Genomic DNA, 8,693 nt, shown 5'->3' with positions numbered 1-8,693 from the left:
AATTTTATTGTCAGGCTAGCGTCTTTAGGCGCAGTTTGGCAACAAGGGGTTATACCCCAAGAGCAAACCACCCGTTTGACGGGTGGTTCTGATTTGAGGCATTCGTTCCCGTCAAATGTGAACCATTCGTTGCATTTGCATTGCTGCCTAACGGGGTTTATGATGGCCCGAGAGGTGTATATAAGAAAGGGGAGGCATAAACGATGCAGCTTACTGATATATTGAAGCGTGACAAGCTGGTGGCAATTGTAAGGGGAATTACGAAGGAGCAGGCGCGAACCATCGGTGAAGGGCTGACCCGGGGCGGCGTTCGGCTCATGGAAGTGACCATGAACACGGAGGGGGCCTTGGATATGATCTCCGATTGGCGCAGCCGTTACGACGGTACCGCGTATGTCGGCGCCGGTACAGTGCTGGATGTGGACATGGCGAAGGAGGCCGTCTCTGCCGGAGCGCAGTTTCTCATTTCGCCGAATACGGATCTGGCGGTGATCGAGTATGCGCTGGAGCGGGGCATTGATATATGGCCGGGGGCGATGACGCCGACGGAAATCGTGGCCGCCTATTCGGCGGGTGCGGAAATCATCAAGCTGTTTCCGATGGCCAGCCTCGGGCTTGCTTATCTGAAGGAGCTGCAGGGGCCGCTGAGCCATATTCCGCTGCTTGCAACCGGAGGGGTCACGTTGGATAATCTTGAGGACTATTTTGCGGCTGGGGCGGCAGCGGTAGGTCTCGGAAGCGCTCTGATTCCGAAGGATGCGCTGCTGACCCAGAATGTCGAGACCGTGGCGGAGCGGGCACAAGCCTTTGTTGACAGGCTGAAGCAGGTCTAGTGGAAGAGGAGTTCGAGAGATGGGCAGATTACAATGTGCTTATCGTTTTCCCTGAGGCTTCCCTCGATCCATAGGACAAGCGAACGCGAGCCTGATATCTATGCATCTGATATATGATGAGGAGCGTTAAATTTCAGGATGATGGCATTCCTCATTTTATAGGTAACAGTTCTGGCATCTTTTTGTAGCTTCCTACATAAGGAATATATAGACAAGTTATGGTATTATTTAGATAGCTTGGTAATATGGCGTTTCAGCGGAGTGCTTATCCTACATAGAACCTGCAGCCGATGCTGAGAAGCGATGGTAAATTCCAAGACATGGGGAGGAGCGAATAAAGTGAAATCGAATTCAACCGGAAAGAGGAAGGCACACGTTAAAAAGACCGTGGCGGCTGTCACGGCAATGTTATGCATGGCTCAGCCGGCCTGGGCGGCATCGGCTACAAACAGCAGCGCGCCTGCTGCTGAATCCGTTACGGTAAACAGCAGTGACGGCAGCATCAGCGTGACCGACAACGAAATTCCGAAAGGCGCCAAAATTTCGTCCAAGAAAGCGGAAGAAATTATCCGGAATGCGTTTCCGATCCTTAAGAATGTCAAAGTCACAAACGCTCAATTTTCGGAAACGGATAATTTTGGAGGCAACACGCTTTCGTGGGACTTGCAATTATCGATTACGAGAGGGTACTCGAGTATTGGATTCAGTGCACAGGTCAATGCCGTTACCGGGGAGATCATGAATGTGCATATTCCGAACGGGTTGAGAGACGACACCGACAAGCCCGTATTGACACGAGAAGCCGCCAAGGAGAAGGCGCTGCAGTGGATCAAAACGCACACCTCCGACGTCAAAGTGGAGGACCTGAAGGAAAATAACGGCTATTTGGGAATGCAAGCTGCCTTGTTCACGCCGCCGGTATTCGCTTTTTATTTCCAATCGACCGTGAACGGCATCGAATCCGACCTGAACAGCATCAATATTTCCTTGGACGGACAGGGCAATGTCACCAGCTATAACCGCAGCTACAGCAATCAGAAATATCCTTCGGCGACGCCTAGGCTAGACGCGAACGCGATCCGCAAGCTCTACGAGGAGCAGTTCTCGGTCGACTTGGCCTACGTGCCGGAAAATAGGGATAATAGCAATGGGAAGAGCAAATATTTTCTGGGGTACATACCGAACGAGCAGGCGGGATCGTACCTGGATGCGGATTCGGGCAAGCCGATCGGCTACATGGGGATTGAAACCGAAATTATCCCGGTAGAGGATGGACGCATCCCGGCGGCGAAGGAGACCTTCAAGCCGCGTCAGGGCACATTCTCCGGAGGAAATGATGCCGCTGAGTGGGTGAAGTCCCTCATCCCGGTTCCGTCCGGCATGAAGCTGGAGGCGAAGTCACTGGGCAACCGGTGGAATAACCCCGAGGTGCGTACATGGAATATCCGATGGATGGAAGAGAAGGGTGCTCCTTACGGAGCGGGGGAAATGGTTTCGGCCGAGGTTGATGCCAAGACCGGGCAATTATATTCCTACATGAGATACCGCTATGATGTCTTTGAAGCAGCGGAAGTGAAGCAGCCGATCTCGCAGCAGGCCGCATTGAACCAGGCATATGAGGTGGTATCGAAGCTGGTGCCGAACGCGTCTGAAGAGTGGAGGCTGACCATGGCGGAGGGGCCGTCCAAAGGGAGCAAGAGAGGCTCTTATCAATTCAACTTCCAGCGTTATGTCGGCGATATTCGGATTATGGGCGATTCGATCAGCCTCGCCATTGATCTGAACGGCCAAATACAGAACTTTAGTCTGAATGCGGCTGCCAACCTGTCCGAGCTGAAGGCGGATGCCAAGCCGGCCGTGACGCCGGAGCAGGCCAAAGCGAAGTATTTGGGCGAAATCGAGCTTAACCTGAAGTATGCCTATTACGGCGGCTACCGGACGATTGCCGGTGAAATGGAAGAGCCGACCATCAAGCTGGTCTATTATCCATCGCATAAGCAGCAGAAGGAATATTACGGCGGGATCCATCTGCCGTTGGATGCAGCAACCGGAAATTGGCGGAATTTTGTAACGGAAATCGGAACAAAGGACGTTCCGGCCGTGACGGACATTGAAGGCCATGCGTCGGAACAGGCGCTGCAAGAGCTGGTGAAGTTCCGGGTGCTGGAGCCGGACAAGGACGGCAAAGTATATCCGGATCGCCAGATAACGCTCGGGGAATGGTACCAGCTGGTCGCGGCTTCCGTCAACCCGTCGTATAAGGATATGTACAATAGCACCGTCGACCCTTATGCCGGGCTGCAGCCGGACCATCCGTATTATCCGGCCATTCAAGTCATGGTAGGGCAAAACTGGTTGTCCTACGATCCTGAAGGCACGCTGCCGCTGGATCGCAAGCTGACCCGGGATGAGCTCGCAGGCTCGCTGACCCGCATTCTTAACTACGAGAAGCTGTCAAAAGTATTCAGCCTTCCTACCGATGTGCTGGGCGTATCGGACGCGCAGGCGATCACCAATAAAGGAGCGGCCCTGATCTCCATGAAGCTGGGTCTGCTGCCGGCTGTTGACGGCAAGTTCCTGCCTCAGCGCGAGGTGACCCGGGCAGAAGCGGCTGAAGTGCTGGTTGCGCTCTCGAAGCTCTCGGGCCGCAGCGATTCCTTCATGTCCACGTATTATTGGTAAGCTTCGGTATTCGTGCTTGATCGACATAAATATAATCCTTAAACACTGAGAAAATATGGTACAATGGAGGTGTTTAGGGATTAGGTAGATGAAGGGCGGTATACCGATGAAACGAGGCCGATCAACGATAGCCAAATTATTGCTCGCAGGGAGTTTAGCCGTAACCGTGGCCGCTGTCCCCGAGCCGGCTAATCTTATAGATGTGTATGCTACTTCGAACAAACCGGTCATCAAGTCGGTCGGTGCTATCCAGGAGGAGCTGCTGGCGGCTATGAACGACAGACAGTCCACCGTGCGGTTTGCTTATCAAGGGGAAACCAAGTCGCTGAAGTCCCAGCTGAAGGATGCGCTTGACCAGGCGATGGCCAGCGACCCGTATATCCACTACACCATTGCAAGCTACAGCTATGACTATCATGGAACAGCTAGCGCGGCAAATGTGACGGTCCAGTTAAGCTATCGCGAGACTGCGGAGCAGACCCGATATGTCGATATGCGGTCTGCCGCGATATTGAAGAGCATCATCAAGGCAGGGATGAATGATCATGAGAAGGTGAAGGCCATCCATGATTGGGTGGTCCTGAATTTGAAATATGACACGACCCTGACGAAATATACCGCTTACGATGGATTATACACGGGCAGTACGGTATGCCAGGGCTACTCCTTGCTGACCCATAAGCTGCTTAAAGAAGCCGGTATTGAGAATAAGATTGTGGAAGGTACGGCGTATTCCCCGGATAATCCGAAAGGTCAGCTCCATGCGTGGAATCTCGTGCTGCTGGACGGCAAGTGGTACCATATGGACACGACATGGGACGATCCGGTCCCGGACCGCCCAAACGAGGTGTCGTACACGTATTATCTTCGGACAGATAAGCAGATGGGCCGGGATCATACTTGGGTGAAGTCCTATCCGAAGGCGGACACTCTCTACCGGGACACCTTGTCGTCGCTGACCCGCAAGGACCGGGCGAAAGCGGCCGTTTATAAAGCGATCAAGCAGGATCTGGAATATCATCTTTATGATGCAATTGCGATCGTCAGATCCTATAAACAGCTGCAGCCTCTCGTGAAGGACGCCCAGGCTGCGAAGAGCCGTAAGCTGGTGTTCCGATATGACGGCAGCGAAAACGAGCTTGTTCAGACGCTCCAGCAATTACAGCTGAAGAACAATCTGGGCTCTATCAAATATTATCACAGCGCATTCGAGGATACGGATGATTTGAGAGTGCAGATCGCCTGGTAGCATGGAAGTGGGTGCTCAATACAAGCGAGTCAAACCAAATGTAAGCCAATAATGAAGAAAGGGCGGTCCCCCGTAGATTTTATTCTACGGGGGACCGCCCCTTTGTATGCCGTCGTGACATTTGATATGCTCTTTTCCCTTATGGGCAGAACAATGACGGATTCAAAATCGCAAAAGGTATATACTTCATCGCACTGCCTTATTTGGAATCGGTGCTTAAGTCGCATTCCTGCAGCGGCACGATACGGCTCTTCTTAAAGAGCTTGTAGCCAAACCAGATGGCCAGGAAGAGCGGGATGCTTACATAGGTGGCAATGATGGTCAGCCAGTCGATATCTCCGCTGAAATTCCCTTGGCCGATAATGGCAACAAGACAGAGCAGGAAGGCGAAGAGCGGTCCGAACGGGAACCAGCGTGCCCGGAACGGCAGCTCCTTCAGATCATGTCCTTGCGCGATATACGCCTTGCGGAACCGGTAATGGCTGACGGCAATCGCGAGCCAGTTAATGAAGCCGCACATTCCCGAGGCGTTCAGAAGCCACACATACACAACGCCATCCCCGAAGAAGGAGGCCAGGAAAGCGAGCATTCCGACTGCGGTCGTCACGATCAGGGCCGCCACGGGAACGCCGCGGCTGTTCAGCCGGCTGAGCCACTTCGGTGCCATGCCCTGCTTCGCCATGGAATAGAGAACGCGGGTGGAGGCGTACATGCCCGAGTTGCCGGCCGACAGGACGGAGCTGAGAATGACGGCATTCATGACGGAAGCGGAGAAGGCAAGTCCGGCGCGTTCGAACACGAGCGTGAATGGACTGACCCCGATGTTATCGACGCCGGATTGAAGCAGACTCGGATGCGTATACGGAATCAGCATGCCGATAACGAAAATCGCGAAAATGTAGAAGATCAGAATGCGCCAAAACACTTGGCGGATGGCCTTCGGCACATGCTTTCTCGGATTTTCGCTTTCGCCAGCGGCAACCCCGATCAGCTCGGTTCCCTGGAAGGAGAAGCCGGCTGCCATAAATACGCCTACCAACGCGAAGAAGCCGCCGTGCACAGGACCGCCGTCCATCGTAAAGTTCGAGAAGCCGACGGCTTTTCCGCCAAGGATGCCGGCGATCATCAGGATGCCGATAATCAGGAAGATGATGACGGTCGCAACCTTAATGATGGCAAACCAATATTCCGATTCGCCGTAGCCTTTGCTCGACAGATAGTTCAGGCCGAACATGATGGCCAGAAACAGAAGGCTCCACAGGAAGGACGGGCTGTCCGGGAACCAGAATTTGATAATCACGGTAGCCGCCGCAAGTTCAGCGGCAATTGTAACCGCCCAGTTGTACCAGAAGTTCCAGCCGACGGCAAAGCCGAAGGCGGGACTGACGAACCGGGAGGCGTAAGTGCTAAACGAGCCGGCATCCGGCAAATACGTGGCCAGCTCGCCCAAGCTGGTCATCAGGAAGTATACCATCAGGCCGACGGCGGCATAAGCAATGAGTGCCCCGCCAGGGCCGGCGGAGGATATAGCCGTTCCGCTTGCCAGAAACAGGCCGGTGCCGATGGATCCGCCCAAGGCGATCATCGTCATATGACGGGCCTTGAAGCTTGGCTTCAGAGAGGCTGCTGGTGCTTTTCTAGAACTCAAGATCAAACACTCCTTCTATATAGTAAGAGATACGACTACAAGTCATTTTACCCCGAATAAAAAGAATAGACCCCAGGTCCTGTACCTGCGGTCTATGTGTAATCCGCATCAAACCCTCCATGAAGATAGCGCAACACGGGCGATTGCGTCATGCAATTCCCGTGACAGTTCCGTCCCTTTCGGCAACGACCCCAGCACAGAATACAAGAGTATATCCTGCACTTCGGCAGCCATGCCTTTCATCTGCGCTTCCCCGGCTCCTCTTCGCCTCGACGCGATTACTGATCATGTCTGCAACCTCTACCTCATCTTGGATTGATGAGGCTATCCTTCTATTCAGTTCTAACAAGAGATTCCTAGTATAAATCACATCGCGTGTGAGAATCAATGGTTAATTTTGTCGCCTGGAGTGTTGATCCGATTTCGTCCCGGCCATCCGCTTTAGGGGGCATGGACGGCATGACGCCCGCTTACGAGCGGGTACGCTTAGCCATTTGTTGCCACACCGTGCCGGCCGCTTCCTCGCCGGATTCGATCCGCTCCAGAGCCATGCGAGCCTGCAGGCTGACCTCGAATTCAGGGTCGTTCGCCGCCTCTTCGAGCGCCGAGCGCGCTTCTTCGGTTCCGACCTCATAGAGGAAGCGGGCGGCGCGCCAGCGTACGATCTTGCTGGTATCCTTCAGCGATTCGATCATAACCGGCGTAGCGGCAGCATCGCCGATATCGGACAGCGTATCGCCGGCTGTCCGGCGTACGGCCGGTGCGTCGTCACGCATTGCCTCGTACAGCAGCTCCATCGCATCAGGCGTGCGAATGTCGCCGAGATAAACGACGACAAGCCGCCGGATTTGCATCTTCGGATCCTGCAGCGCTTTGCGGAGCAGAGGGATATGCTTCTCGCTCGGCTCCAGCACCTCGAGTGCGGCATAGCGGACGCGCCAGTCATCATCCGAAAGGGCGGTCTCGATTTCTTCATCGCTCAGCTTGCGCCGCTGCTCCACGAATTCCTCGTCGTTGGCGCCGTGGGCGATCGCCTGCGCCACGACGCGATCCAGGCGCTCCTGCGGAAACGCCGCTTCCAGCTCCTGCTCGACCTCGCGCGCGATATCGGCAAGCTCGCCGTAGCGGACGCCGTATTCCTTCAGCTTGCGCTCTTTAATGAGGGTAGCGGTCGCAACCTCGGTCACCGCTTTGGTGAACCGGTCGGACAAGGCGATTCTCTCCTCCTTGGCGCCGCTCTTTACGCGGATCTGCATCGGAATGCCGCGGAAATACTGCACGAACACCTGGGCTTCGCCGAAGGCGGCCTCTTGTTCGCCTTCATTCAGTCCTGCTGCCAGACCCTCCTGGCCGAATATCTCCTGAACGGCGCCCAGGATGGAAGGCCAGTCCGCATTGCCTTTGCGATCGAGCGCGATGAAGTCCGCTGTATGGAACACGCTTTTCACACCAGGAATGTGCAGCAGCTGGCGGATCCAGGATGGAGCAGATCTTTCGTTTTCAACCGTATATGTTTTGCGTATGCCCGGCTCCAGCGTTTCGTCCAAGTGAAGCTTCATGGAGTTCGGGCTTGGGGTCGGTTCGATGAATGTAATCTTCATAGTTCAAGTATCGCCTCCTTATGCTCCTATTGTACCTCAGTTCCCCGCGGGAAAAAACATCGCATCCCGGCCTGGCCACCGGCAAGAGCGAATTTTTGGATAAAAAGAGGAAAGGTTTGTCAAACTATCCTTGAGCAGGACTGATTGACCTGAAGGCGACGACTAGCCTGACAGGATACCTAATTCTGTGCTTCTTACGGAGGACTTACATAGAAGCTTATATAGAAGATTTAGAAGAGCGATTCCAAAGTGGAGGGAGAAGACCGGGCATGTACCGTAAGCAGGAGAGAACGCTGGCCCTGGTGTGCTGGATCGTTGCCGCGATTATGCTGTACGGTGCCGTGAAAGGGTATCTGCGTTTCATCCATTTTTTCGGCTGATGCGAAGGAGAGGATGCGTGTTAGGCGGTTGCTAAACCGGAGCGATCCCGGATAACTAGAGTGCCCGGAGCGGTCTCGGAAACCGAGACGAGCCCAGGCCCCGAGCACCCGGAAGCGATCCCGGGGAGACGTTGTGCTCCCGGAACCCGAGCGCCCGGAGCGATATCGGGCAACCGAGGCCATCCCGGCAACCCAAGCGTCCTCAGCAGTCCCGGGCAACCCGAGCGCATCCGAGCAACCCGAGCGCACCCGAGCGCACCCGTGCGAGTCCGGCAACTCCGAGACGCCTGAGCAACCCGA

At 54.7% G+C, this 8,693-nt stretch carries 5 protein-coding genes and 1 riboswitch; of the genes, 3 read left to right on the top strand and 2 right to left on the bottom strand.

The annotated features are described in order from the left end of the window. The first annotated feature begins 203 nt into the window (after window positions 1-203). From J2Z18_RS28135 to J2Z18_RS28125, 3 genes are all read left to right on the top strand, one after another. A complete protein-coding gene (locus tag J2Z18_RS28135) occupies window positions 204-833 on the top strand; it encodes a bifunctional 4-hydroxy-2-oxoglutarate aldolase/2-dehydro-3-deoxy-phosphogluconate aldolase (protein ID WP_007131699.1) in 630 nt (209 codons plus the stop codon). 339 nt (window positions 834-1,172) lie between these two features. Next, a complete protein-coding gene (locus J2Z18_RS28130; RefSeq protein WP_007131698.1) occupies window positions 1,173-3,515 on the top strand; it encodes a YcdB/YcdC domain-containing protein in 2,343 nt (780 codons plus the stop codon). A 106-nt stretch (window positions 3,516-3,621) separates the two neighbouring features. Beyond that, on the top strand, window positions 3,622-4,764 hold the full coding sequence (locus J2Z18_RS28125; protein WP_028405762.1) for a transglutaminase domain-containing protein: 1,143 nt from the start codon (window positions 3,622-3,624) through the stop codon (window positions 4,762-4,764). Window positions 4,765-4,963: 199 nt separating this feature from the next. Here J2Z18_RS28125 and J2Z18_RS28120 read toward each other — a convergent pair whose 3' ends face one another. Continuing rightward, window positions 4,964-6,355: an amino acid permease gene (locus tag J2Z18_RS28120; RefSeq protein WP_232239355.1), complete on the bottom strand. Its 1,392-nt coding sequence runs from the start codon at window positions 6,353-6,355 to the stop codon at window positions 4,964-4,966. A gap of 175 nt (window positions 6,356-6,530) precedes the next feature. Further along, a riboswitch (Lysine riboswitch) is annotated at window positions 6,531-6,723 on the bottom strand. A 159-nt stretch (window positions 6,724-6,882) separates the two neighbouring features. After that, window positions 6,883-8,013, bottom strand: coding sequence for a virulence factor (locus tag J2Z18_RS28115; protein ID WP_028405763.1), 1,131 nt, complete (start codon window positions 8,011-8,013; stop codon window positions 6,883-6,885). Between the last annotated feature and the right edge of the window lie 680 nt (window positions 8,014-8,693).

It is taken from the genome of Paenibacillus lactis, from assembly GCF_017873605.1.
Taxonomy (GTDB): Bacteria; Bacillota; Bacilli; order Paenibacillales; family Paenibacillaceae; genus Paenibacillus_AQ; species Paenibacillus_AQ lactis.
The sequence above is the reverse complement of the archived record's forward strand: the minus strand, read 5'-3'. Positions and strand labels throughout refer to the sequence as shown.

Excerpts from the sequence above, each read along its gene's own strand:
- J2Z18_RS28135 (WP_007131699.1), top strand. The coding sequence starts at position 204 with ATGCAGCTTACTGATATATTGAAGCGTGACAAGCTGGTGGCAATTGTA.
- J2Z18_RS28125 (WP_028405762.1), top strand. The coding sequence starts at position 3,622 with ATGAAACGAGGCCGATCAACGATAGCCAAATTATTGCTCGCAGGGAGT.
- J2Z18_RS28120 (WP_232239355.1), bottom strand. The coding sequence starts at position 6,355 with ATGACGATGATCGCCTTGGGCGGATCCATCGGCACCGGCCTGTTTCTG.
- J2Z18_RS28115 (WP_028405763.1), bottom strand. The coding sequence starts at position 8,013 with ATGAAGATTACATTCATCGAACCGACCCCAAGCCCGAACTCCATGAAG.